The organism is Telluria sp. BA11, from assembly GCF_056680305.1.
The window spans coordinates 1,625,499-1,648,245 of sequence record NZ_CM155275.1 but is presented as its reverse complement, the minus strand read 5'-3'; the positions used below and the strand labels follow the sequence as shown (position 1 = coordinate 1,648,245).

The 22,747-nt window shown below is 66.4% G+C and carries 14 protein-coding genes; 2 read left to right on the top strand and 12 right to left on the bottom strand.

From position 1 onward, the window contains the following. Nucleotides 1–42 precede the first annotated feature (42 nt). The 8 genes from AC1MGT_RS07170 to AC1MGT_RS07135 all read right to left on the bottom strand — a co-directional run bounded on the left by AC1MGT_RS07170 (nt 43) and on the right by AC1MGT_RS07135 (nt 12,138). The gene (locus tag AC1MGT_RS07170) at nt 43–780 is read right to left on the bottom strand and encodes a 2OG-Fe dioxygenase family protein (RefSeq protein WP_499503605.1); all 738 of its coding nucleotides are present in this window, start codon (nt 778–780) and stop codon (nt 43–45) included. A gap of 39 nt (nt 781–819) precedes the next feature. Then, complete coding sequence (locus AC1MGT_RS07165) at nt 820–2,847, bottom strand: TonB-dependent receptor (protein ID WP_499503604.1); 2,028 nt, start codon at nt 2,845–2,847, stop codon at nt 820–822. A 20-nt stretch (nt 2,848–2,867) separates the two neighbouring features. Then, nucleotides 2,868–3,362 carry a DUF6702 family protein gene (locus AC1MGT_RS07160; RefSeq protein WP_499503603.1) on the bottom strand — a complete coding sequence of 165 codons (495 nt, stop codon included), beginning with the start codon at nt 3,360–3,362 and terminating at the stop codon, nt 2,868–2,870. Then, the gene (locus AC1MGT_RS07155) at nt 3,359–5,722 is read right to left on the bottom strand and encodes a M1 family metallopeptidase (protein ID WP_499503602.1); all 2,364 of its coding nucleotides are present in this window, start codon (nt 5,720–5,722) and stop codon (nt 3,359–3,361) included. The genes AC1MGT_RS07160 and AC1MGT_RS07155 overlap by 4 nt, the downstream gene beginning before the upstream one ends. Before the next feature lie 70 nt (nt 5,723–5,792). Then, the gene (locus AC1MGT_RS07150; protein ID WP_499503601.1) at nt 5,793–8,183 is read right to left on the bottom strand and encodes a M1 family metallopeptidase; all 2,391 of its coding nucleotides are present in this window, start codon (nt 8,181–8,183) and stop codon (nt 5,793–5,795) included. A gap of 149 nt (nt 8,184–8,332) precedes the next feature. Further along, complete coding sequence (locus AC1MGT_RS07145; protein ID WP_499503600.1) at nt 8,333–9,775, bottom strand: serine hydrolase domain-containing protein; 1,443 nt, start codon at nt 9,773–9,775, stop codon at nt 8,333–8,335. Nucleotides 9,776–9,853: 78 nt separating this feature from the next. After that, the gene (locus AC1MGT_RS07140) at nt 9,854–11,032 is read right to left on the bottom strand and encodes a GAF domain-containing sensor histidine kinase (RefSeq protein ID WP_499503599.1); all 1,179 of its coding nucleotides are present in this window, start codon (nt 11,030–11,032) and stop codon (nt 9,854–9,856) included. A gap of 56 nt (nt 11,033–11,088) precedes the next feature. Beyond that, nucleotides 11,089–12,138: a hypothetical protein gene (locus tag AC1MGT_RS07135; protein ID WP_499503598.1), complete on the bottom strand. Its 1,050-nt coding sequence runs from the start codon at nt 12,136–12,138 to the stop codon at nt 11,089–11,091. 193 nt (nt 12,139–12,331) lie between these two features. On the opposite strand from AC1MGT_RS07135, the gene AC1MGT_RS07130 reads away from it, so the two are divergent. Continuing rightward, on the top strand, nt 12,332–13,102 hold the full coding sequence (locus AC1MGT_RS07130) for a hypothetical protein (protein WP_499503597.1): 771 nt from the start codon (nt 12,332–12,334) through the stop codon (nt 13,100–13,102). Between the two features lie 23 nt (nt 13,103–13,125). On the opposite strand, the gene AC1MGT_RS07125 is transcribed toward AC1MGT_RS07130, so the two are convergent. Further along, nucleotides 13,126–15,189: a tetratricopeptide repeat-containing diguanylate cyclase gene (locus AC1MGT_RS07125; protein ID WP_499503596.1), complete on the bottom strand. Its 2,064-nt coding sequence runs from the start codon at nt 15,187–15,189 to the stop codon at nt 13,126–13,128. 212 nt (nt 15,190–15,401) lie between these two features. Between AC1MGT_RS07125 and AC1MGT_RS07120 the strand changes: the two genes are divergently transcribed. Next, entirely contained in the window at nt 15,402–16,163 is a 762-nt protein-coding gene (locus tag AC1MGT_RS07120) for a DUF2243 domain-containing protein (protein ID WP_499503595.1), read from the top strand. Here the strand turns inward: AC1MGT_RS07120 and AC1MGT_RS07115 are convergent. From AC1MGT_RS07115 to AC1MGT_RS07105, 3 genes are all read right to left on the bottom strand, one after another. Further along, a complete protein-coding gene (locus AC1MGT_RS07115; RefSeq protein WP_499503594.1) occupies nt 16,144–19,008 on the bottom strand; it encodes an ATP-binding protein in 2,865 nt (954 codons plus the stop codon). The genes AC1MGT_RS07120 and AC1MGT_RS07115 overlap by 20 nt on opposite strands. Nucleotides 19,009–19,084: 76 nt before the next feature. Further along, nucleotides 19,085–20,842 carry an ABC transporter ATP-binding protein gene (locus AC1MGT_RS07110; protein WP_499456800.1) on the bottom strand — a complete coding sequence of 586 codons (1,758 nt, stop codon included), beginning with the start codon at nt 20,840–20,842 and terminating at the stop codon, nt 19,085–19,087. A gap of 79 nt (nt 20,843–20,921) precedes the next feature. Then, the gene (locus AC1MGT_RS07105) at nt 20,922–22,712 is read right to left on the bottom strand and encodes an ABC transporter ATP-binding protein (protein ID WP_499503593.1); all 1,791 of its coding nucleotides are present in this window, start codon (nt 22,710–22,712) and stop codon (nt 20,922–20,924) included. Nucleotides 22,713–22,747 lie beyond the last annotated feature (35 nt).

Genomic DNA, 22,747 nt, shown 5'->3' with positions numbered 1-22,747 from the left:
CCCGCCAACCACCAGGTTCTGCGGGCGTTTTTTTTGCTCTATTTAAGCGTTTTCGCCCTGGAACGACCCGGCGCGCCAGGTCAGCACCAGCGTATCGCGGTAACCATGCTCGCCCAGCGGCTGGATCGGCGTCGATTCGTGGATCACGGCCGCGTCGTCCAGCAACAGCAGCGTCCACGGGTCGGTCATCGTGAAGCGCTGGCCAGATGGACCATCGGCGTCGAACACGCGCGTCTCGCCGCCCTTGATGCCATGGCGGCCAATCATGATCACGGCCACGAAGTTCACGCCGTCGCGGTGCGCGCCTTCGGGTGTCGGGCGGCCGATGCCGTCCGCCGTGTCGATCCTGAACTGGTGCGCTTCGACGAACCATGGGTGTGCTGGCGTCACCGCCGAACATGCGGCGCCGAGCGCGCGCAGCAGCCGTTCCCAGGCCGGGTTGGCGACGGTCGCCGTTTCCATTGGTGCGAACAGGCGGTGCATGCCGCCGTGCAGCGCGTTGTATTCGACCGGCTGCCAGTGCGCGCGGTGCGGCGTCTGCGTCAGGCTGGCGCCATCGTCGATGAAGCAGGAGTGACGGCGGCGCCGATAGCGCCCGCCATCCTTCAGGTAGTCGTCGAGTTCGAGGCGGTCCCAGCTGGGCACCAGCGTGGCGAGTTCAGGCAGGCTGCAGCCGGCCAGCAGCGCAACGTCGTCAGGGCGCAGCAGGGCGTAGCCGGTGTCGCGCAGTGCGGCCGTCAGGCGCGACGGATCGAGATAGGGCAGGGGCGGAGTGGTCATCCCGCTAGCCTAGCACTTTCATTGCCGCCCGGCCAGACTTCACCAGGTCTTGACCAGCGTCAGGCGCAGCGAGCGCGGTTCAATCGGGTGGAAATGCACGTCCGCCACGGGCGCCGTTTCGCCTGCCAACTGCGACTCGTAGAAGTAGTCGATCGCCGAGGCGCGCCGGTTCGTCAGGTTGAACGCTTCGAGCTCCAGCTGCAGGTCCTTCGCCAGCTGGTAGCCCACGCGCCCGTTGAGCGTCACGCTTGCCTTCGAACGCACGCTGTCATCCTCGATGAGCGGGCGCGGACCGAACCAGCGCAGGCGCAGGGAACCCGACCATGGGCCGCTGCGGTCGACCGTCACGCCCAGTTGCGCGACGCCTTCGATGGCGCCCGGGATCCGGTTGCCCAGTGAGCGGGCGCGCGCCCAGGCCGCATCGAAGTCGACCGACAGCCATTTGTAGGGCCGGTAGTAGTTCGAGAACTCGATGCCGTAGCGGCGGCTCGGATCGCCCGCCTCGGTGTTGCCGGCGTCGCCGATATAGGTCAGCTCGGAATCGAAGTCGAGGCGGTACACGGCCAGCGACATCTGCATCTTCGGAATCGCCTCGGTGCGCAGGCCAAACTCCACGCCGCGCGAACGCACGAGGCCTGGCGTGCGATCCACCGCATCGAGCGTTTTCGGATCGACCGTGGCGACCGTGCCGCGCGCGTCGTTGCTGTGAAAGCCGTGGCCGTAGTTGGCATACAGCTCGGTCGAGGTCCACGGGCCATAGGCGATGTTCAGCGTCGGCGTCACCAGCGTGTCGTGCGCCTTGCCGGCGTTTTCAGGCCGGTCGCCATCGACGCGGAAGCGGTAGTTATTCGCGCGCACACCGACGACCGTGCGCAGCGCATCGCTCCAGCGCGTGGCATTCTCGACGAACACCGCGCCACTCGTCTCGACGATGTGGTCTTCGCGCGTGGTGGCAATCCGCGCGCGCTTGCGGGTGTCGTACAGGCCGTTGTAGATATTGTCGTTCTGGAGTTGCGCGCCCACCGTCAGGTCGGACGACAGCGTGTCACTGCGGTGCATGTGCCAGGTGTGGGTGGCGTCCAGGCCCGTCGTCACGCGCCGGTCGGGCTGGGCGAACTGGTCGCCGCTCACCGGATCGTTCAAGAAGTAGGTGAAATTCGAAAACAGTTCGAGCTCGTTGCGGATCACGTAGGCACTGACTTTCGAGGCCGAATCGGTGTCCGTGCTGCGCCAGATGCCCGAGATGCTCTGGCGCCGCGCTTTGCCGCCATCGCTGTCGTCGATGAGGTCATAGCGCCCGATGCGGCCATCCTCGACGGCCCGCAGCGGAATCTGATCCGTCGAATTCCAGTGGCCGCTGTAGCTCATCGCGGTGACGTTCCACCCATTGTTGGCGTAGCCCTGGCTGTAGCGCAGTACGGCGTTGACCTTGCGGTAGCCGTCGGGGCGCGTCCATGGGCCATCGTTTTTCATCAATTCCAGCGCGTACAGCAGGCTGCCGCCGGCAACCTCGGGCGAGCCGGCCAGCATCGTGCGGGCGTAGCCGTCCTGGCCGACCGTTGCGGAGGCGATGCTTTTTACCAGACGATTGGCATAGCTGAGCGACGCCACGCCAGCGGACGAAAAATCGCCTTCGCGCGCCGAGTACGGGCCCTTGCGGTAATCGAGCCGGCCCACCAGTTCGGGAATCAGGAAATTCAGGTCGGTCCAGCCCTGGCCGTGCGCGTGGCTGCGCTGGTTGACGGGCATGCCGTCGACCCAGGTGGCCAGGTCGGTGCCGTGGTCGAGATTGAAGCCGCGCAGGTAGAACTGGTTGGCCTTGCCTTCGCCGCTGTGCTGGCTGGCGATCAGACCGGGCGTGACTTCGAGCAGCTCGCCCGGCCGGTAGGCGATGCGCCCGGCCAGGTCCTTCGCACCGGCGCTGCCTGCGCCGGCCGAATCGGCGATGCCGAGCTGGCTGGCGCGGGCGCCTTCGACCAGCACGCGCTGGAGCTGGAAATCATCGGCATGAACGGTGGATGAGACGAACAGCGCGGCGAGCACGCAAGGGATGGGACGAAGCAGCATGGGCAAATTCAGAATAAGGGTCAGCGCGCGGGCTGTTCGAGCGTCTGGCGCATGAAGGTCAGCGAACGCACGGCGCCGCCTTCGTTGAGGTTGACGGTGTTGACCTGTTCGGCCATGAAGTCGACCAGGACGCCCTGGTGGATCACGGCCGTTGCCGACAGCGGCGTGGCGGCCAGCTCCTGGTAGATCACGACACTTTGCGCATCGGCCGTCATGCCGACCCAGGTCATGGGCAGCTTCTTGCCGTCCTTGTCGACGAGCCAGAAGTGGCGCTCGACGTAGGTGCGCAGCACCGCCTGGTCTTCCACGTCGCTCAGGTCAAACTGGCGTCCGTACAGATTGAGCAGCAGCGCATCGATATCGTGCGCCGTGTAGGTGTGGACGATTTCCGTGCTCTCGGTGCGCGCGTTGTACGAGATGTCGGTCATGCCGAAGTGGAAGCGGTGCGCGCTGGCCGCAGCGCTGGCGCACAGCAGCAGGGCCAGTAGCAGCGACTTGAGTCCGCCGAGCGTCATTGCGCCGCCTTCGGTGCCGCTTTCAACGGCGTGGCCGCGTCGCGCATCAGGTTGTTCGGATCGCGCTCGGTCTTGAACAGCTCCAGGCGCGACGGCGTCGCCTTGCGTGGCCAGCTATTGTTGCTGACATCGATGTCGGCCGTTTCCCAGTACGGGTCCTGGGTCAGGCCGACAATCGGTTCATCGGTGACGAACAGCTTCGTGATCTTTTTGGGCGAATAGCGCCACACTTCGGCCGGAATGCGTTCGATCGTCTTTTTGCCGCTCTTGAAGGTCAGCTCGACGATCAGCGGCATCACGAGGCCACCGCGATTGGAAAAGTCGACCAGCGTCAGGTGCTTGCCTTCCTTGAGCAGCGCCTTTTCCCAGTCTTCCAGGTCGGCCGTCGTTTCGGCAAACTTGTTGCGGTCCTTGTTGGTGACGGTGAACTCGTCGTGTTCGTTGTAGAAGTCCTTCAGCTCGGGATGCGCATCGACACGGCGTGGCATACCCTGGTTGCGCTGGTCGGTCACCGACACCGGCTCGGCCGCGCGGCGGGCGCGCTGCCAGGCTTTTTCGACTTCCGGGTCCTTCGACGACACCGTGTACTCGCTGATGCCGTCGACGCTGATGTCCACCGCGTCGGTCGTGTAGAACCAGCCGCGCCAGAACCAGTCGAGGTCCGTGCCCGAGGCGTCTTCCATCGTGCGGAAGAAGTCGGCCGGGGTAGGGCGCTTGAACTTCCAGCGCTCGGCGTATTCCTTGAATGCGAAGTCGAACAGCTCGCGCCCCAGCACCGTCTCGCGCAGGATGTTGAATGCGGTAGCTGGCTTGGCGTAGGCGTTCGCACCGCGCTGCAGCGTCGACTCGGCATTCGTCATGATCGGCGCCTGGTTCGTGCTGCGCATGTAGTCGACGATGTCGCGCGGCTCGCCACGGCGCGCCGGATAGTTCTCTTCCCATGCCTGCTCGGCCAGGAACTGCAGGAAGCTGTTCATCCCTTCGTCCATCCAGGTCCACTGGCGCTCGTCCGAATTGACGATCATTGGGAAGTAGTTGTGGCCCACCTCGTGGATGATCACGCTGATCAGGCCATACTTGGCGGCCTGCGAGTACGTCAGCTCGCCCGTCTTGGCGTCCTTGACGGGGCGGCGACCGTTAAACGACAGCATCGGGTATTCCATGCCGCCCACCGGGCCGTTGACCGAGATCGCCACCGGATACGGGTAGTCGAACGAGTACTTGTTGTACTGCTCGATTGTGTGGACCACGGCCGGCGTCGAGTATTTCTCCCACAGCGGGTTCGCTTCGGCCGGGTAGTACGACATCGCCATCACGTCCTGCTTGCCGCTCTTGATGCCCTGCGCATCCCAGATGAACTTGCGGCTCGACGCGAACGCGAAGTCGCGCACGTTTTTCGCGTTGAAGCGCCAGGTGCGGTTGCCGGTGGCGCGCTCCTTCTCGGTCGCCTGCGCTTCGGCCTGCGACACGATCATCACCGGCTTGCCCGCGGTTTTCGCCTGCTGCAGGCGCCCGCGCTGGGTGCTGGTCAGGACATCGCCCGCGTTCTGCAGCTCGCCCGTGGCGGCCACAATGTGGTCGCTCGGCACCGTGATCGCCACATCGTAGTCGCCGAACTCCAGCGTGAATTCGCCGTCGCCCAGGTATTGCGCGTTCTGCCAGCCGGCTGCGTCGTAGTAGGCGGCCATGCGCGGGAACCACTGCGCGATTTCGTAGATGTCGTTGCCATCCTTGAAGCGCTCGAAGCCCATGCGGCGACCCAGCACATTCATTTCGGGGATGTTGAAGCGCCAGGCCACGTTGAACGACACGCGCGCGCCGGGTTTCAATGGCTGCGGCAGGTCGATCCGCATCATCGTCTTGTTGATCGTGTGCGCCAGCGCGCGGCCGTCGCTGCCGGTCACGCTCTGGATGTCGATGCCGCCTGCAAACTTGCCTGCTTCGAGCGTGAAGCGCAGTGCGTCGAACTTCACGCCATCGTTGCCCCTGGCCTGCCACGCGCTGCGCGACGGCAGCGTGGTGATCTTGCGATTGTCCGAGTCGCTGCGGAACATGTTCTGGTCCAGCTGCACCCACAGGTACGACAGCGTGTCGGGCGAGTTGTTGTGGTACGTGACGGTGCCGGCGCCGCTGATGGCGCGACTGGCTTCGTCGAGCGTGACGCGCAGCTTGTAGTCGGCGCGCTGCTGCCAGTAGGCGTGGCCCGGTGCGCCGGCGGCGTTGCGCGTGACGCCGGGCGTCGGCAGCAGCTCGTCCAGCTGGCGGAATTTGTCGTCGAAGGCCGGGCCGGCCGCGCCGGCGGTCATCGCGACGCCGAGGGTGAGGGTCGCGAAGGCCGCGTGCAGGTGGGGGAGTTTCATGATCGTGGTACCCAAAAAATGACATCGGGCGGATCGCTCCGCCCGGGTAATGAACCAACGGGATGCTGCGTTATTCCGCCGGCGTTGGCGCCGCTTCTGGCGCTACTGCGGAGGTACCTTCCGCATCCTTCGTCTTGAGCTTCGAATTGAAGTCGCGCATCAGGTTGTTCGGATCGCGTTCGGTCTTGAACAGTTCGAGACGCGACGGTGTCGCCTTGCGTGGCCAGCTGTTGTTGCTGACATCGACGTCGGCCGTTTCCCAGTTCGGGTCTTGCGTCAGGCCGACGATCGGTTCATCGGTGACGAACAGCTTCGTGATCTTCGTCGGCGAATAACGCCACACTTCGGCCGGGATGCGCTCGATGGTTTTCTGGCCGTTCTTCAGCGTCAGTTCCACGATCAGTGGCGTGACCAGGCCGCCCACGTTCGAGAAGTCCACCAGCGTCAGGTGCTTGCCTTCCTTGAGCAGCGCCTTTTCCCAGTCTTCCAGCTCGGCCGTCGTTTCCGCGAACTTGTTGCGGTCCTTGTTGGTGACGGTGAACTCGTCGTTCTCGTTGTAGAAGTCCTTCAGTTCCGGGTGCGCATCGACGCGGCGTGGCATGCCCTTGTTGCGCTGGTCCGTGATCGACACCGGCTCGGCGGCGCGGCGTGCGCGCGCCATGGCTTTTTCGACTTCAGGGTCCTTGGACGACACCGTGTACTCGGTGATGCCGTCGACGCTCACGTCCACCGCATCGGTGGTGTAGAACCAGCCGCGCCAGAACCAGTCGAGGTCCGTGCCCGAAGCGTCTTCCATCGTGCGGAAGAAATCGGCTGGGGTCGGACGCTTGAACTTCCAGCGCTCGGCGTATTCCTTGAACGCGAAGTCGAACAGTTCGCGGCCCAGCACCGTTTCACGCAGCACGTTCAGTGCGGTGGCCGGCTTGGCATAGGCGTTGTTACCGAATTGCAGAACTGATTCGGAGTTGGTCATGATCGGCACCTGATTGGTGCTCTTCATGTAGGTGGTGATGGCGCGCGGGTCGCCGCGGCCGCCCGGCCAGTTGGCTTCCCAGGCTTCCTGTGCCAGGAACTGCACGAACGAGTTCAGGCCTTCATCCATCCAGGTCCACTGGCGCTCGTCCGAATTGACGATCATCGGGAAGTAGTTGTGGCCCACTTCGTGGATGATCACGCCGATCAGGCCATACTTGGTGCGCTGCGAGTACGTCAGTTCGCCGGTCTTCTTGTCCTTGCTCGGACGCGGACCGTTAAACGAAATCATCGGGTATTCCATGCCGCCCACCGGGCCGTTGACCGAGATCGCCGTCGGGTACGGGTAGTCGAACGAGTACTTGTTGTACTGCTCGATGGTGTGGATGATCGCCTGGGTCGAGTATTTCTCCCACAGCGGATTGCCTTCCTTCGGGTAGTACGACATCGCCAGCACGTCCTGCTTGCCGCTCTTGACCGCCTGTGCATCCCAGATGAACTTGCGGCTCGACGCGAACGCGAAGTCACGCACGTTCTTGGCCTTGAAGTGCCAGGTTTTCATGGCCGTGCTACGGACCTTCTCGGCCGCTTCGGCTTCGGCCTGGGTCACGATGATGACCGGCTTTTTCGCCGTCTTGGCCTGTTGCAGGCGATCGCGCTGGGCCGCGGTCAAGACCTCGCCCGGATTTTGCAGCTCGCCCGTGGAAGCGACGATGTGGTCGCCCGGCACCGTGATGCGCACGTCGTAGTCGCCAAACTCCAGCGTGAATTCGCCCGAGCCCAGGAACTGCTTGTGCTGCCAGCCGTACACGTCGTAGTAGGCGGCCATGCGCGGGAACCACTGCGCGATTTCGAACAGGTCGTTCTTGTCGTCGAATTTTTCGTAGCCAGCGCGTCCGCCGAGCACCTTCTGCTCATTGATGTTGTAGCGCCAGTCGATGCCGAAGGTCACCTTCGCGCCCGGTTTGAGTGGCTGCGGCAGATCGATCCGCATCATCGTCTTGTTGATCGTGTACGGCAGCGGGCGCCCGCCCGCATCCTTGACGGCCAGGATGTCGAAGCCGCCGGGGAAGGTGCGTCCCTCGAGCACGGTGCGCAGGGCATCGTATTTCAGGCCGGTGGTCTGGGTGCCGTTGGCCCACGCCTCGCGCGAAGGCAGGATGGCGCTCTGGCGTGCATCCGAATCGGTCTTGTAGATGTTCTGGTCGAGCTGCACCCACAGGTATTTGAGGGTGTCCGGGGAATTGTTGTGGTAGGTGACCGTGCCAGCGCCGGAGAGCGCGCGTTTGGCTTCATCGAGCGTGGTGCGGATCGTGTAATCGGCGCGTTGCTGCCAGTAGGCGTGGCCCGGGGCGCCGGAGGCGGTGCGGATCGTGCCTGGGGTCGGCAGCAGCTCATCGAGCTGGCGGAACTTGTCGTCGAACGGTGCTGCGGCAAACGAAGATGCTGCGAGGCATAGAGCTGCTACGCCGATTGGCAAACGAAACATGATTCCCCTGGATTTGTTGTTGGAATATGACAGGAATTCTATCGTTGATATTCTTCAATTGCTTAACGTATTTGTAAAAATCCGGATACATGTGGCGCGCACCACACCAATGACGCGCGCCTGCATGGAATTGCCCGATTAGTACGTGCTCATTGCATGTTGGCCACGCGTGCATACCCCCGTACCCACGTGCCCATGACGATCTGGCCATTGTCGGCATCCTGCTGGCGCAGTTCGATATCGCGCGACAGGACAAACAACACCTTGTCCGATTCGGCGTACAGCGGTTCCCACTGGCCACTCTGGTTGACCATCAGCTGGCCCTTGCGCTCGGCGATGTCGAAGTCCGGCGCGCCGTCCAGCTTGTAGCGGCCCACCAGCGTGCGCCGCGCTTCCGGCGCAAGCGCGACGGCCTTGCGCAGCTTGGTCTGGTTGCTGTCCCATTTGTACTCGTAGGCGATGGCGCGCATCAGACCTGCCGCCACGTCGATGCCATTGTCGCCATTGGTCAGGATGACCGCGCCGCTGCCGTCAGCGACGGCAGCGTAGAACACCGCCTTGAAGCCCTGGTTGCTGCCACCGTGGCTGAAGCCCTTGCCGCCGTCCTGTATCTGCAAGCCCAGCGCATAGTTGTTCTTGACTGGCTGGAGCATCGTGCGCGTCATCGCGGGCGTGAGCACGCCGTCCGTTGCGCCCGCCGCGCCTTGCTGGATCGCGATCGCGAAGCGCGCCAGGTCGTGCGGCGTGGTCCACAGGCCGGCGGCAGCCTGTTCGGGATAGGTGTAGGCGCCGCCGGGGAACGGCTTGCCGTTTTCGTCATGCGGCCGCGCGGCATTGGGCGCCAGATCCGGCGGGAGAGGCTGGGCGTAGGTGCTGGCGGTCATGCCCAGCGGCGCCAGCACCAGTTCGTGCAGGATCGCGTCGAACGGCTGGCCGGCGCGATCGATCATCGCCTGCTGCACCAGCGTGTAGCCGCCGCCCGAGTAGCGGAAGGCCGACCCAGGCGCCGCAGTGACCCGGATGGCCTTCGTGTTGGCAGGGCCGGCGCCATCGAGCACCTGCTGCAGCGTCGGCACGCTCTTGCCGGCGGCGTAGCCGGGAAAGCCCGAGACGCTCATGCCGCCGGTGTGCGACAGCAGCTGGCGCAGGCTTGGCGTGCCGTTACCCTTCGGCAGCGTCCAGCTGGTGAGCGCCTGGTCGATGCCGGCGTCCAGAGCGAGCTTGCCCTGTTCGACCATGCGCAGCGCCGCCATCGCCGACACGGGTTTGCTGAGGGAGGCTGCCTGGAACAGCGTCTGCGGCGTGACGGCCGGCCCGCCGGTCCAGGCCACGCCGTAGCCGCGCGTCCAGGCCACCTTGCCGTCCTTGATCACAGCCACGCTCACGCCCGGCACGTTCAGCCGTTTCATTTCGTCGGTCAAGGCCAGCGGCGCTACCGGCACATCGGCCAGGGCGACTTCCGGGCGCAGGCCGGACTCGATGCGGGCGATGGCGGCGCTGTCATCGGCATACGCGCCGGCAGCGGCCAGCATTGCGATGCAGGCGGCGAAGTAAGCAACATGGGAATGGCGGCGGGGCAGGGCGGAACGCATCTTCTTCTCCAGACATGGTTGCACAAATGGCAAACAGTATGGGCAGGTGCGGCCAGGCCGGCAAGCACCGGGAGAAAGCTATGCCGCCGGCATTCTGAAAGTGAACGTGATGCGCCCGTCCGTTGATGTGACGCCGATCGCGCCGTCGTGGCCGCGCGCGATCTGGTCGACGATGTACTGGCCCAGTCCCAGGCCTTCGTCGCCGGCGCGTGAGGTGGCGCGCCAGTAGGGCTTGAACAGCTGGGCGATGATGGCCTGGCTCAGGTCGGGGCCGGCGTTGCTCACGGCGAGCACGAAGCTGGCGCCGTCGATGCGCGCTTCCACATGGATCGGCTTCCCGCTGTCGCCATGCAGCAGCGCATTCTTGAGAAGATTCGACAGCAGTTGCGCGAGCCGCTGCGGATCGCTGCGCAGTGCGATGTCACGCGCGATGTCGGACTGGATCACGCGGTCAGGGTACACGCCACGCAGCTCGTCGACCACCTGGTCGAGCATCAGGTGCACGTCGGCGCTCTGGCACAGTTCGAGCGCGAGGCCGGAACCCATGCGCCCGCGCGTAAAATCGACCACGTTGTCGACCAGGCCGGCCATGCGCATGGCGCTGCTGCGCACCCGTTCGACGACCTTGTCGGTGGCCGGATCGGTGCTGCGGCGCTTGAGCAGTTCGGCCCCGGTCAGGATGGCGCTGAGCGGCGTGCGCAGGTCGTGGCCCAGCACCGCGATGAACTGCTCGCGCAGTTCGGCCGTTTCGCGTTCGGACAGCAGGTCCGAGCGGGTGGCGCGCAGCGAGCGCTCGGTTTCGAGCTGGCGCGAAATGAGTTCGGCGAACAGTGTCAGCGCCGACACGGTGGCGCCCGTGCTCAATGCTGCCGGTTCGGGATCGAGGCCGCACAGGGTGCCGAAGTAGTCGCCCTCGGGACGGAAGATCGGGATCGAAAAGTAGCTCTGGAAGCCGTACAGGCGCGGCGTGTGGTGGTCACGATACGAATCGCTGTCACGCACGCTGTCGATGACGATCGGCTGGCGCGTCGCGCGTACTTCTTCGCACAGCGTGGTGGTGACGTCGAGCGGGTCGCCCGCCTGCAGGCCGAACCCGAGCTGGTCGTGGACGGCGCAGGTGGTCCAGGTCGTGTCGGTGACGTGCGCGATGCAGACGAACCCCAGCCCGGTCATGGTCGCTACTGTTTCCAGTACGCGCGGCACGGCGGCAATGGCCTGGATTTCCCGGACATGCTGGGGGACGGTATCTGGCATCATGGGGCCCTGGTAGATGAGGTCGAAATCATACCACCGGCCGGCAGGCACGGTCCGGCTCAGGCCAGCCAGCGCCCGTCGGCATACACCTGCACGTCGCCCAGAAACACCGCATCGGTGACTGCGAACACGTCGATGTGAAAGCGCGCATCCTTGCGCTTGAAGCCCGGCTTCGTGTACACGCCATGCTTGGCCCCGAGCGACAGGTGGATGCCGCACATGCGCTCATACGTCCCGATATCGTCCACCCGCAGGTCGCGCGTGAAGGCGCGGTTCAGCCCGAACCCCAGCTCGCGCACCCACACTTCGCCTTCCTCGAGACGGATGTTCTCGAGCACCTGCAGGAAGGCGGGCGTGGCGTTTTCTGTTCCGGTCACGCGGCCCGCTTCGATGATCAAGGTGACCGGTACGTCGGGATGGTTCGAGCGGTAACTGGTGTCGCCGAACACGTGGATCTGGACCCGGCCATGCACGGCTTCGAGGTCCTGCGCCTCGGTGAACACTTCGCCGATCGGAAACTGGCCGCCGACGTTGTTCATCTCGCTGTAGTCGCCGATATTGAGCTTGGCCGCTTCGAACGGCGAGGCAAAGGTGAGCGTCTCGCCGCCGCCGACCACGCGGCCATGCGGCGCGGCATCGATCAGCGCCTTGAGCGCGCGCCCGGTGCCGCGGAAGTAGGCGGGATCGTAGGCCAGCGCATTGACATAGTGTTCGCCCTGGATGCCGGGCATGCGCGACAGGTGCACGTGCTCGATCACTTTCAGATCGAGCTTGAACAGCTCGACGCGGATGCGAAAGCCGTCGAGCCGGAAATTGGTCGACTGGACCAGCACCACCAGGTCGTGCGCGGCCATCGAACGGAACGCCGCCAGTACCGCATCGGGCGTCACGCTGTCAAAGTCCACGAACGCGGCCTCGGGCAGATTGCGCCGGTAGCCCGCGAGCAGGGCGCGCGCCAGCGGCGTGCGCGTGTCGTACACGACCAGCGCCTTGTGCGCCGGGCCGTGTTCGAGGGCGATCGACAGCACGGCCGCCAGGTGCGCGGTCGCGGCGTCCACCACGGTGGCGGGCAGGTCGTCGTCGGAAAGGAGGGGGGCGGCAGCGGTCATCGGCGCACAGGAGGCAAGAGGGAAGCGGCCATTATACGTTCCGGTGCACCGCGAGGGATCAGGCGGCGCTACCGGGCAAACAGCGCGACGCGCGGCAGTGCGGGGCGCTATCATGCGGCCTTCGATCACGATCAAGACAGCGGTTGGCAGGCCGTCTTTCGGCATGTACGGCAACAGCGAAATACGGGGCACCATGGCACACAACGATTCCTGCATCAATATCGGCTGCGGCCGCGCGTTTCCACAGCCGGTCGATTTTTGTCCGTGGTGCGGAACGGCGCAGGCGCCGCTCAACGCCGTACCGGCGTCGCCGGTCGTGATGCCACCCGTGCTTCCCGTGCTTCCCGTACCACCCGCGCCACCCGTGCCGCCGGCGCCGGTCATCGCTGCACCAGTCGTTCAACCGCCGCCCGCGCCGAAGCCGATTCCGGCGCCGGCGCCACCAGCACCACCAGCGCCACCGGTGCCACCCGCGCCACCCGTGCGCGCCACCCTCCCACCACGCCCGGCTGTTCCAACGCGCAGACCGATCCGCCTGCGCTGGTGGCTGATCGGCCTGGGTCTCCTGTGGCTGGCCTGGATGCTGACCAAGCCGACCGCGGCCCGCATCGAGCGCCGCATGGCGTCAGCCATCGCCCTGGCCAAGGAGTGCAAGCCGAAGGAAGCGCAGGACGAGTTGATCGCGCTGCGCAAGACGCGTGCGACGCCCGAGCAGCTGCGCCAAGTCCAAAGCGGGCTCAATACGGCGGCCGCGGCCTGTACGCGCGCCGGGCAGCGCCGCGCTGCCTGGACCACTGCCAACAACGCCATCGAGCGTCTGCTGAATACGGGCAGCTTCGAACAGGCGCGCACCCGCCTTGCCACGTTTACCAAGCGCTGGGGCGAGGATGCGCGCACGCGCGAAGTCAAGGCGCGCATCGACGCCGGCCGGCGCGACCACCCGCTGGCCGATCCTTCGCGCTGAACCCGGACATCGCCCGCGCCGACTCAAGCGCTGGCGGCCCGCGGCATGTCCGGATCGCCGTACACGATGGCCATGTCGACCTGGCCCGAGCGCCAGGCGTGCTCCAGGTTCTGCTCGATCACATCCAGGTTCACACGCTCGCCATCGGCGAAACCGCGCACGCCGTAAGCACGGTTGCGGCCATGCGACTTGGCCATGTACAGGGCCATGTCCACCAGGTTGACCACGCGTTCCCAGGCCATGGCCTGCTTGCCGATGGCAAGCGGGAACGGCGCGAAACCGATCGACACGGTCACTGCAATCTCCACGCCGGCATGGTCGATGACGGTGGCGTTGATGCCGCCCAGGATGCGCGCGGCCACTTCATCCATGCGATGGCGCGGCACCGATGGCAGGAACGCCAGGAACTCTTCGCCGCCCCAGCGTACGATCATGTCGGTCTCACGCAGGATCTCGGCCAGGCTGGCCGAGATCGTGGTCAGCACCGTGTCGCCCGCCGCGTGGCCGTGGGTGTCGTTGATATGCTTGAAGTGGTCGACGTCGAGCAGGAACAGCGCGCCGACGCCGTCCGTCCCGGCCGCTGACGGCGTCGATGGGGGCAGCGCGCGCATGTACTCGAGGAAGTGGCGGCGGTTGTACAGGCCCGTGAGCGGATCGCGCACGCTCTGCTGTTTCAGTTCCCAGTTCTTCGCGTGCAGCTGTGCGTTCGCATGGCGTACCTTGCGGTACAAAAGACCCACCACGATCGCCGCCAGCGCGATCACGACGAGCACCAGCCACCAGACGCGCTGCTGCAGGCGGCGGTTGTCGATTTCGGCAGATTTGATCGTGTTTTCGCTGCGCAGCAGTTCGATCTGGCGCTGCTTGCGTTCGGCCTCGTACTTCTCTTGCAGCTCGAGCATGGCCTGCTGGCGGCGCTTTTCAAACAGTTCGTTCGACAGCGTGCGCTCGCGGTGATAGGCCTTCAGGGCCCCTGGCAGGTCGCCCACGCGCTCGAGCGCCAGGCCGTATTCCACCAGCGCGGTCTGCAGTTCGGGCTTGTCGCCCATTTCTTCATAGCCGGCAATACCGGCCTCGATATGGCGCTTGCCCTCGACGAGGCGGCCGGTGGCCAGGAAGGCCTGGCCCAGGTTCAGGTGCGCGATCGCGTCGAGCCGGCGATCGTTCAGGGTTTTCAGCGCGTCGAGCGCCTGCTGCGCGTAGACGACGGCGTTGGGGTAGTCCCCCATCTTGAGATACCAGTCCGACAGATTGACCAGGGTACCGGCGATGCGATTGGTAGCGCCGATCTTGCGCTCGAGCGCGAGGCCTTCCTGCAGCGCGCGCAGGGCGCGCTCGTTCTGGCCGGTATCGATCGCCAGGCCATACTCGATCCGCTTGAGCAGCGCCGTACGGCCGGGCGAGTTGGCGCTGGCGGCGGCGGCATAGGCCTCGTCCAGCACGTCGAAGCCTTTTTCGGGTTCGCGCATCTGGGTATACAGCCGCGCCAGGGAATACAGCGCCATCACGATATGGACCGGATCGCCGTTTGAACGCGCCAGCGCGGCAGCGCCCTGCAGGCCCTGCAGGGCGCGCGGCAGATTGCCTTCCTCGGCATACGATTCACCCGACGAAATCGCGGCGCGCACGCGCAGGTCGATATCGTTCGTCGTGTTGGCCAGTTTCTCGGCCTCCCAGATCAGGCGGTGGGATTCACCCGGGCGGTGCTGCGCGAACGCAGCGTACCCCTGCATCAAAAGGCCCTTGGCCAGTGCGCCGGTGTGATCGTGCTGGCGGCCCAGGACAATGAGCTCGTTGGCCAGCGCGACTGCCTGCGCATGCTGGCCCATCCCGTGGCGGGCGGCGGCCAGCTGGTTCAGGAATTCGATCCGCTGCGGCAGCGGGGCCACGCGTGCCTGGCCCTCGATGGCTTCGAGCATCGGCAGGGCGCGTTCAGGGACGATGCGGTTGACTTCGCGGATCTCGGCCAGGCGCGCGTCGAGCGCCGGGCCGTCACCGGCGAGCGCGCAGGCCGACGCAACGCACAGTGACAAGGCCACGGCGTTGAATCGGGAGCGCGACAAGGCGCGATGCAGGATAGCGAACATGCCGTGGTTTCGTCGCACCGGGGAAGCCGGCGGAAGTTGGTTTGGAATATTATATTGCTGTTGCAAACAAGAAATTCAGTTTGTCGTGAAATGTCACAAAAATGACACAGCGGCATCGTTTCCAAGTGTCCCACGCGGCGCAGGCAAGCGTGCGTGCGCCGTCGGACCATCGACCTATACTGGCCGGACAATTATCCGGATAGAGGTCAGCCATGTGGAAATCACCGTGGGTCAGGTGGGGCGTAGCACTGGGCTTTGCCCTGGGCGGTTTTTTCGACGGTATCCTGCTGCACCAGATCCTGCAATGGCACCATCTGTTCAGCCTGGTGCCCGGGATGGACGACCTGCGCCTGCAGGTGCTGTGGGATGGTTACTTCCACCTGCTGATGTACGTGGTCGCGCTCGTGGGCCTGGCGGGCCTGTGGCGCGCGCAGCGGCGCGGCGCGATGCACTGGGGCCGGCCGCTGGCGGGCGCCATGCTGGCCGGCTTCGGATCGTGGCATGCGATCGATGCGCTGCTGTCGCACTGGCTGCTGGGCATCCACCGCATCCGCGTCGACAGTCCCGATCCGCTGCTGTGGGACCTGGGCTGGCTCGTCGTGTTCGGCATCGCGCCGCTGTTGCTGGGCCTGCGCTGGCTGCGCCGGCCGGATGGCGGCGGCACGGGCGCGCGCGCCTCGGTAGCCGGCCTGGTGCTGCTGGCCGCCGGCAGCGCCGCCCTCGGTGGCTGGGCGCTCGTGCCGCCGCCCGGCCAGAACCTCACCACGGTCGTGTTTCATCCGGGCGCCGGACCGCGCGAGGTATTCGCCGCGCTCGACGCCGTCGACGGACGCCTGGTCTGGAGCGACCGCGCGATGGGTGTGGTGGTGATGGCCATCCCTTCCCGCCACCACCTGACCCTGTACCGGCACGGCGCGCTGCTCGTGAGCGGGGCGGGCGCGCCGGGCGGCTGCGTCAACTGGAGCCGGCCTTGAACCTGGCCGGCTTTTCAGCCAGCGTCGCCAGCAGGCGCGCCAGTTCCAGCGTGTCGACCGGCTTGACGAAGTGGTACGAAAAGCCCGCGTTCATGCTCGAGCCGCGGTCGGACTCCTGCCCGTAGCCGGTGATCGCGATGAAGGTGGCACCTGCGCCACCGGCGCGCTGGCGCAGGCGCTGCGCCAGTTCGTAGCCGTCCATGTCGGGCAGTCCGATATCGAGCAGGAACACATCGACTGTGTCGGCCCGCGCGCGTTCGAGCGCCGCGTACGGACTGTGTTCGGTGACCACGTCGTGCCCGGCCGCCTCGAGAAACATCGACAGCATCTGCGCCGCATCGACGTTGTCGTCCACGACCATGATGCGCAGGCGCGGTCCGGTGGGCGCGGGCAAGCGGTGCGCCGGCGTGGGCAGCGCGTCGACATCGCTCGCCACGGCCGGCAGCACGACCGTGAATGTGCTGCCTTGGCCGAGGCCCGCGCTGTGCGCCGACACGGCGCCGCCATGCAGCTCGACCAGGCTGTGTACCAGCGCCAGGCCGATGCCCAGACCGCCCTGCGAGCGGTCCGACGTGCGCTCGCCCTGCATGAACAGCTCGAACACGCTGGCGATCAGTGACGGCGCCATGCCAATGCCGTTGTCGCGCACCGTAAAGCGCACGAGCGCCCCGCGCACCTCCAGCGACACGGCAATCTCGCCGCCTTCCGGCGTGTACTTGGCCGCATTGCCCAGCAGGTTGGCGAGGACCTGCACGAGGCGCTTCTGGTCACCGCGCACGAAAGCCGGTTCGTGTGGCGTGTGCACGTCCAGGCTGTGCCGGCGCGCGGCGATGAGGGGCCTGGTCTGCTCGACGGCATCGGCAATCAGCGCCTTGGCGTCGAGGATGTCGTGTTCGAGCGTGATCAGGCCGCGCGTGACGCGCGAGACGTCCATCAGGTCGTTGATCAGGCTTGTCATGTGCCTGACCTGCCGGGTGATGATGCCGCTTGTCTGGCGCAGGCGCGCTTCATCGAGATGTGCCATGCGCAGCAGGTCGGCCGCGGCGCCGATCGGGGCGAGGGGATTGCGCAGTTCATGCGCGAGCATGGCCAGAAATTCGTCCTTGCGCTTGTCGGCGTCGCGCAGCTGGCGCTGCGCCACCTTGCGCTCGGTGATGTCGCGGAAGAACAGCGCCATGCTGTCGTCGAGCGACGGGTAGATGCGCAGCTCCATCCACGCCTGGCGCCCGTCCGGCCAGGCGAACGGCACGTCCCGGATTTCGGCGGCGTGGCTGGCCAGCACGCGCCCGGACAGCGCGTCGGTCGCGTCGCCGTCAAGCCAGGGCCAGACGGCGCCGGCCGGCATGCCGACAATCGCCTCGCGCGGGCGCTGCGCCAGTCGCACGCCTTCGTCGTTCACCTGCCGTACCGTCAGGTCGCTGCCGACGATGGCAAAGCCTTCCTTCATGCTCGACAACACGTGCTGGCTCAGATCGCGCTCGCGCACCAGTTCGGCCTGGGCGCTGTACTGCATCGAGACGTCCGTGCCTTCGATCAGGATGCCGGTGACGGTGCCTTCGGCGTCCAGCACCGGCTGGTAGATGAAATCGACCATCAGTTCGTCGAGCGGTGCGTCCGGCGTGCGCTGAAGCTTGATCGGCGTGCCCCGGCTGATGAACGGCACACCCGTCGCATACACCTCGTCGAGCAGTTCGAAGAAGCCCTGGCCCCCGAGCTCGGGCAGTGCGGCGCGCACCGGCAGGCCGAGGATCTCGCGCTCGCCCACCAGGGACCCGAAGGCCGCATTGGCCAGGTCGAACACGTGCTGCGGCCCCTGCGTGACGGCCAGGAAGCTGGGCGCCTGGTCGAACATGTGGCGCAGGCGTTCGATTTCAGTGGCCAGATTCTGGCGCACGAGCTGCTCGGCGCGCAGGCGCCGGAGCACGCCCTCGATCTGGTCCAGGCTTTCGCGGGCCGTCAGCACGTCGCCATCGGTCCAGCGGTACGGCGCGTGCTTGCCGACGACCAGCACCGTGCCGACGCTGCCATCCTCGATGGCCGCCAACATCAGCAACGAGGCGATGCCGGGGACGGGCGCCTGATCGCGCAGGTCGTCGAGCCGCACGGGCGCACCCTCATCGAGCGCGGTGCACCAGGCGGCGCGCGGGCCGTCCAGCGCAATCGTCAGCGCGGCGCCGTCCGGCGTGGCCGGTTCGAGGACCAGAGAGCGCGTCGCCGCGTCGATGGCGCCCAGGCGCACGAACGGCGCGTCCAGGTAGTCACCGAGCGCCAGGCTGGCCGCCTGCATCGCGGCGTCCGGGCCCGGCATCTGGCGCAGGTCCTGCGCCAGCTTCAGGCGAAACGCCTGGCGCCGTTCGAGGTCCATGCGCGCCGTGGTTTCGACGGCCGCCGTAAACATGCCGAGCACGGCGCCGCTGTCGTCGCGAATCGGGCTGTACGAAAACGTGAAATGCGCGAGGCCCAGCACGCCATTACGGCGGATCCAGAGCGGCAGGTCCTCGCCCCGGACGGCTTCGCCCTGTTGCATGACTTGCTCGACCATGGGGCCGATGGTGTCCCAGATTTCCTGCCATGACTCGAACGCCGGCCCGCCAAAGCCCGTGACGTCCTTGTCGTCGCCGATGATCGGCTGGTAGGCGTCGTTGTAGAACTGGATCAGGTCGGGCCCCCACCAGATCGCGATCGGGAAATGCGAGTCGAGGCAGATGTTCAGGGCCAGGTTCAGGCTGTGCGGCCACGTGGCGCGCGGCCCCAGCGTCGAGACGCTCCAGTCGTGCTCGCGCAGCCGCCGGGCCATGCGGCCCGGCTGGTTGAACGAGGGAACTGCAGCCGGTTGTAAGGTCATGATCGCGCGCAGTGATGATGAACCGTCATCATAAGCCGGGGCGGGCAAATCGGACGCACAGTCGGTGCGTGCCGTCCTAGAGGGCGATCTGCTGCAGCAGATACAGGCGCTGGTACAGGCCACCCTCGATGCGCATCAGTTCTTCGTGCGGCCCGGCTTCGGTGATCCGGCCGTGGTTGAGCACGATGATGCGGTCAGCGTCGCGGATCGTCGACAGGCGGTGCGCGATGGCGATGATGGTCACCTTGCCGCGCAGTTCTTCGAGTGCCTGTTGCACCACCTGTTCGGTGGCGCTGTCGATGCGCGACGTCGCTTCGTCGAGCAGCAGGATGCGCGGCTCGCCCGCCAGTGCGCGGGCAATGGCGATCAGCTGCTTCTGGCCCGACGACAGGCGCGAGCCGCCTTCGCCCAGCTGCGTGTCGTAACCCTGTTCGAGCGCGCTGATGAAATCGTGCGCATGCGCCGCGCGCGCCGCATCCATCAGGCGTTCGAGCGGCAGGCCGCGGCCCATGTCGATGTTTTCGCGCGCGCTGGCGGCCAGGATGAACGGGTCTTGCGGCACCAGGCCCACTTCGTTGCGAAAGCGCTCGTTGCCGATCTTCGCCAGCGGCACGCCGCCGATCTCGATGCTGCCCTGTTCGACGACGTAGTAGCGCAGCAGCAGCGACAGCAGCGTCGACTTGCCGCTGCCCGTGTGGCCGACGATGCCGAAGAACGCGCCTTGCGGAACGTCCAGCGACAGGTCGTGCAGCACCGGCTGGCCGGGCACGTAGGCAAATTCGACATTGCGCACGCTGACGGCCGGAGCGTCGGGCGAAAACGCATTCTGACCATGGATGCGGTCCACATCATGTTCGGGCGCGCCCGCTTCGTCGAGCAGCGTGTTCACGCGCGCGGCCGCGACCACCGCCTGCTGCAGGCCGCTGAACTGCATCGTGATCTGGATGAGCGGCTCGACGACGCGCGCGATGTAGCTGACGAACGCGTACAGCACGCCCACTTCGACGGCGCCGATCTCGCGCTGGCCGAACGCGAAAATCACCAGTGCCAGCAGCGCCACGTTGAGCAGGTCCAGCGCAGGGCGTAGCAGGAACGCGTTGGCGCGCAGCTCGGCCAGGCGCGCCGTGTAGTGGGTGCGGTTGGTGACGAGGAAGCGTTCGCCGAAGCGCAGTTCGGCATTGCTGGCCTGCAGCACGGTCATGCCGCCGATCGACTCGGCCATCTGCGCATTGATGTCGCTGCGCAGCGCGCGCGCTCGGGTAACGGCCGGCGCGGAGAGGCGCTGATACAGCCAGACGATGCCGACCACCGCCGGCACCAGCAACAGCACGATCAGCATCAGGCGCCAGTCGAGCCACGCCATTGCAACCATCGTGCCGATCAGGACGATCGAGTTGTCGAGCATGACGTACAGCACCTGGATATAGAGCGTCTTGACGGCCTCGGTGTCGTTGGTCACGCGGCTGACCAGCTGACCGGTGATGGCGCGGTCGAAGAACGCCATCGGCAGGCGCAGCACGTGGCCATAGACCCATTCGCGCAGGCGCTGCACCGAGCGCATCGCCACGCCGGACAGGCGGATCAGTTGCAGGTAGCGCACCCAGCTCGACACCCAGCCGGTGACCACCAGGCCGCCCAGGAGCAGGGCCATCTGCGGCCAGTCGAGATTGCGCGGCAGCAGGTGGTCGTCGATCAGCGCCTTGCCCAGCAGCGGGCCGACCACTTCGAAGGCCGCCGCCAGGATCAGCCACAGCGTGGCGATGATCAGGTGGCGCTGTTCGGGCGCGGCGGCGCGGCGCAGCAGGCGCGTGGCCAGTTTGGCCTGGTCGCGCATGACGCCGCGTTCCAGGCTGTTATCGGTCTTGGGCGGCGGCGGGGTGGTGGTAGATGCGTCGGCTGTGTCCAGCGTTGCTTCAGGTTGCGTCAAGGCTGGCCTCCAGTTGTTGATAGCGCCACTGACTGGCGTACCAGCCATCCAGCAGCAAGAGTTCGTCGTGCGTGCCGGCTTCAATCACGCGCCCGGCGCGCAGCACCACGATGTGGTCGGCCCCGACCACGGCCGACAGGCGGTGGCTGGCGATGATGGCGGCGCGCTCGGGCCGTGCCCGGCGCAATTCGGCCAGGTGTTCGAGGATGCGCGTTTCGGTGCCGGTGTCCACCGCCGACAGCGCGTCGTCGAGCAGCAGCAGTGGATTGTCGGCCAGCAGCGCACGGGCAATCGCCACGCGCTGGCGCTGGCCGCCCGAGAGCGTGATGCCTTTTTCGCCGACCGGGGTGTCGTAGCCATACGGGAAGCGCAGGATGTCGTCGTGGATGGCGGCCATGCGCGCCGCGTCTTCGATCTCGGCGCGCGAGGCGTCAGGCCGGGCCAGCGCGATGTTTTCGGCAATCGTGGACGAGAACAAAAACGACTCTTGCGGCACCCAGCTGGTGGCGCTGCGCAGGGCGCTCAGGCGATAGGCGTCGAGCGGCTGCCCGGCCCAGCGCACCTGGCCCTGTTGCGGCGTCGCCTGGCGCAGCAGCACGCGCAGCAGCGTCGATTTACCGGAGCCGGTCGGGCCGACGAGACCCAGCGTCTGGCCGGGTTCGAGCGTGACGGACACGCCGGAGAGGGCAGGCGCCTGCGCCGTGTCGTCAGCGGCCGCGCCGTCTTTACCGGCGCCGTTCACGCCATACGTGAACGTGACGCCTTCGAGCACCAGCGGGCCCTGGCCCACCTGGTCGATCGTGCCGGCGTCTTCGACCGACAGCGGCGCCTCGAGCAGCGGCTGCAGGCGCGCCATGCCGGCGCGGCCCCGTTCGATCAGCGTGACCACCCAGCCGGCGGCGAACATGGGCCAGATCAGCTGGCCCAGGTACATCGTGAAGCTGGTCAGCGCGCCGACCGTCAGTTCGTTCTGCCAGACCAGGTAGCCGCCCAGGCCCAGCGTCAGGCCGGTGGCGGCGGTCAGCGCCAGGCCAACGGCCGGCTCGTAGGCCGCTTCCCATTTCTGCGCGGTGAGGCTGGCCTCGGCCGCGTTGGCCGTCAGCACGCCGAACTGGGTGCTGCTGCGCGCTTCGAGGCCGAGGGCGCGCAGCGTGCGCACGCCCGACAGCGACTCCTGCACGTGGTCGTTTAGCTTCGAGAAACCCTTGAGCGCATCCCCCTCGGCTTTTTGGATATGGGTCGAGATGTACCAGAACGCGAGCCCCATCAGCGGGAACGGCAGCAGCGCGACGAGCGCCAGGCGCCAGTCCACGCCCAGCGTCATGATCCCGAGGACCATCACCAGCGTGAGCGTGCCGTCGAACGCGGCCAGCAGGGCTTCGCCGGCGGCCATCTCGATGGCGTCGATGTCGTTGGTGGCCAGCGCCATCAGGTCGCCGGTGCGCTGGCGCTGATAGAAGGCAGGGCCTTGCGCGGCCAGGCGCGCATACAGGCGCGTGCGCAGCTCGACGCCGAGCTGGTAGGCGGCCGAATACAGGCGGATCCGCCAGCACACGCGCAGCACGTAAATGGCCACACCCAGGCCGAGAACCTGGGCGATGCCGAGCAGGAGATCCTGCTCGCCGAGGCGGTTATTGGCGAGCGCGTCGACCAGTGCGCCGACCTTGCGGGGGATGAGAACCGTACAGATCGCGACGCCGACGAGCATCACGGCCGACGAGGCATAGGATTGCCAATGACGGCGCACGAAGCCGCCGATCAGCCTGGACAGACTCATTCGAATTCCTTGCGGTTGCGCCCGAAAAAAAAGCG

Bases quoted from the DNA above. Each gene is read 5' to 3' on its own strand.
- AC1MGT_RS07170 (WP_499503605.1), bottom strand. From the start codon at position 780: ATGACCACTCCGCCCCTGCCCTATCTCGATCCGTCGCGCCTGACGGCC.
- AC1MGT_RS07165 (WP_499503604.1), bottom strand. From the start codon at position 2,847: ATGCTGCTTCGTCCCATCCCTTGCGTGCTCGCCGCGCTGTTCGTCTCA.
- AC1MGT_RS07160 (WP_499503603.1), bottom strand. From the start codon at position 3,362: ATGACGCTCGGCGGACTCAAGTCGCTGCTACTGGCCCTGCTGCTGTGC.
- AC1MGT_RS07155 (WP_499503602.1), bottom strand. From the start codon at position 5,722: ATGAAACTCCCCCACCTGCACGCGGCCTTCGCGACCCTCACCCTCGGC.
- AC1MGT_RS07150 (WP_499503601.1), bottom strand. From the start codon at position 8,183: ATGTTTCGTTTGCCAATCGGCGTAGCAGCTCTATGCCTCGCAGCATCT.
- AC1MGT_RS07145 (WP_499503600.1), bottom strand. From the start codon at position 9,775: ATGCGTTCCGCCCTGCCCCGCCGCCATTCCCATGTTGCTTACTTCGCC.
- AC1MGT_RS07140 (WP_499503599.1), bottom strand. From the start codon at position 11,032: ATGATGCCAGATACCGTCCCCCAGCATGTCCGGGAAATCCAGGCCATT.
- AC1MGT_RS07135 (WP_499503598.1), bottom strand. From the start codon at position 12,138: ATGACCGCTGCCGCCCCCCTCCTTTCCGACGACGACCTGCCCGCCACC.
- AC1MGT_RS07130 (WP_499503597.1), top strand. From the start codon at position 12,332: ATGGCACACAACGATTCCTGCATCAATATCGGCTGCGGCCGCGCGTTT.
- AC1MGT_RS07125 (WP_499503596.1), bottom strand. From the start codon at position 15,189: ATGTTCGCTATCCTGCATCGCGCCTTGTCGCGCTCCCGATTCAACGCC.
- AC1MGT_RS07120 (WP_499503595.1), top strand. From the start codon at position 15,402: ATGTGGAAATCACCGTGGGTCAGGTGGGGCGTAGCACTGGGCTTTGCC.
- AC1MGT_RS07115 (WP_499503594.1), bottom strand. From the start codon at position 19,008: ATGACCTTACAACCGGCTGCAGTTCCCTCGTTCAACCAGCCGGGCCGC.
- AC1MGT_RS07110 (WP_499456800.1), bottom strand. From the start codon at position 20,842: ATGCGCGACCAGGCCAAACTGGCCACGCGCCTGCTGCGCCGCGCCGCC.
- AC1MGT_RS07105 (WP_499503593.1), bottom strand. From the start codon at position 22,712: ATGAGTCTGTCCAGGCTGATCGGCGGCTTCGTGCGCCGTCATTGGCAA.